Below are 1,843 nucleotides of genomic sequence, written 5' to 3'. Positions count from 1 at the left end.
ATTCACACTGTCGCTCATGGAATTCTCCGCATGACTCATGCAGAAAATCGCCGATCAGCAGGCCGAAAGATACGTGGGGTGGCCTACGCGCTTACCAAATTCATGGCGTCGGTGGTGACGAGGCCGGAGACAATGTCGAACTCGTTTTGGAGTGACGTCCGCTTTGTTCATTTCGGTCATAGCTCCGGCCAAAACAGAAAGGCTGCTTTCGATATTCGCCGAGGCAGCTCGAATGATAGAAAATGAACGCGCAGAGCGGTCAAATAAAACTCAATATTATGCGAAAAAATGCGGCTGAAATCTTGGGCAGTCGGAGGCTGGCTGAGCATCACATACCTGCACATCGACACGCTGAAGGTTTTCCCATCCACCTGAGCTAAAAGCGAGGCTAGGTCATTCGCTTCAATAGTGCGATCAGGGCGTCAGTGTTGTTGTTGGCTTCGAGCGCGAGCAACTGATGATCCACGAGATCGGCAAGCGCCAGCAAGACCTCATGTTCCGACCAACCCGCAGAAATCGCCGCACTCACCAGCTCCTGAACAGCCTTTTGAAGCGCATCCTGGCAGCGTATATTTCTGTCAGGATCGTCAGTGGTCACGAAGGGTCGTGCGATATCGGCCATTGAGGAAAGGTGAACTGATTTGCCGGCGTTGGCAATTGAATATCATAAACGCCTAAAAAGCGTATGGCCGTCCACACTTTTGGGAGTCCAGCAGGCAAATCCCGTCGGCGTTCCGTCGCACGCCTCCAATTAAAATAATCAGGCGACTTTCGATGCGAGCATTTCGTTGATGCAGTCCTCGTTGCGCGCTTCCAGCTGCTGCATCGGAAAGGCTCTGATAAACACGCGGATCGTCTCGTCGAGATCGGCACCGGATTGCGACCAGCCTGGACCGCAACTGACCTGCTGGCCGGCGAGATCCTCGACTTCGAAAAGGCCACAGGTTTCGCCAGTCTCGTCATCGACGGCAAGGTCGAGCGTACCGAAACTTCGGTGTTCGTCATTCCAGTAAACCGAAATCCTGAGAAACCGGATGCCCGACCGATTTCCGATCTCCGTCAACAGCAAGCCACGAACCTCGTCCGTCGCGAGCGGCTGCGGCTCATCCCAGCAAAGTTCCTCGTCCAAGGTCGGGTAGTCCATGACGTTCTTCAGCAGATCGCGCATTCTGCAGAGATGGTGCAGCATGTCTGGCGACTTGCCACGGAAGCCAGGCACATCGTCTCTGAACGTATCGAAGGCATGCCGGCCCAAGTAGCCGACGAAGTCATAAAGCGCCTGCGCTTCGTCCTGGCTTATGGTGAGAACACCGTCTCTCGGCCGTGGATCTCTCGAATATTCAAACATTGCTATCTCCTCCGCTTTCAAAACTCGGAACCCACCCGCGCGTAAAGCCGACGCTCATCCCGGCCTCGCTAAGTGCCAGCTGTCCTCGAACGAACTGCAGCTCGGCGAGAAGAGCGCTGATTGCCGCATGGGCGTTGCCTTTAAAGAGCTCGAGCACGTAAACCACCTGATCGAATTGCAGTTCATCCGTTTGAACGGCTGCGGCTGTCATGAGGCAATACGTCTCCTGCACCCCTAAAATTATGGGGGTCAAACTGCTGATTTGTGATATGGAAATTGCGCGGTCGGTTTTTGTTCCGGCAATTTGTTCTTATTATGTTCTCATTTTAGATGGAGTCAAGAGCACCTCCTGTTTGGCCGAAAGCGAACAGCCTGCCGGCGCAAGCCCAGAGCTTGCAGGGGAATATGACCGAAATTATTTCTATCCGCATACGGGATTGTCGATAGGTTGGAGGAGGAAAACGGCAATGACCGAGCGGTTTGTCAGCAAGTATG

4 protein-coding genes are annotated in these 1,843 nt (G+C 53.7%); 1 reads left to right on the top strand and 3 read right to left on the bottom strand.

All coding sequences use genetic code 11. From position 1 onward, the window contains the following. Positions 1-388: 388 nt before the first annotated feature. The 3 genes from FHT84_RS31250 to FHT84_RS31240 form a co-directional block, all read right to left on the bottom strand. Entirely contained in the window at positions 389-598 is a 210-nt protein-coding gene (locus FHT84_RS31250) for a hypothetical protein (RefSeq protein WP_348647392.1), read from the bottom strand. A gap of 162 nt (positions 599-760) precedes the next feature. Further along, entirely contained in the window at positions 761-1,348 is a 588-nt protein-coding gene (locus tag FHT84_RS31245; protein ID WP_113250152.1) for a hypothetical protein, read from the bottom strand. After that, a complete protein-coding gene (locus tag FHT84_RS31240; RefSeq protein ID WP_113250151.1) occupies positions 1,341-1,559 on the bottom strand; it encodes a hypothetical protein in 219 nt (72 codons plus the stop codon). The genes FHT84_RS31245 and FHT84_RS31240 overlap by 8 nt, the downstream gene beginning before the upstream one ends. Here FHT84_RS31240 and FHT84_RS31310 point away from each other — a divergent pair. After that, a partial coding sequence (locus tag FHT84_RS31310) for a hypothetical protein (protein ID WP_210279005.1) occupies positions 1,558-1,843 on the top strand: 286 nt, incomplete at its 3' end. The two genes, FHT84_RS31240 and FHT84_RS31310, sit on opposite strands and share 2 nt — an antisense overlap.

Origin of the sequence: Rhizobium sp. BK289, from assembly GCF_014193575.1 — a bacterium.
GTDB lineage: Bacteria > Pseudomonadota > Alphaproteobacteria > Rhizobiales > Rhizobiaceae > Rhizobium > Rhizobium tropici_C.
The sequence above is the reverse complement of the archived record's forward strand: the minus strand, read 5'-3'. Positions and strand labels throughout refer to the sequence as shown.

Coding starts and splice junctions, on each gene's coding strand:
- FHT84_RS31245 (WP_113250152.1), bottom strand. CDS start 1,348: ATGTTTGAATATTCGAGAGATCCACGGCCGAGAGACGGTGTTCTCACC.
- FHT84_RS31240 (WP_113250151.1), bottom strand. CDS start 1,559: ATGACAGCCGCAGCCGTTCAAACGGATGAACTGCAATTCGATCAGGTG.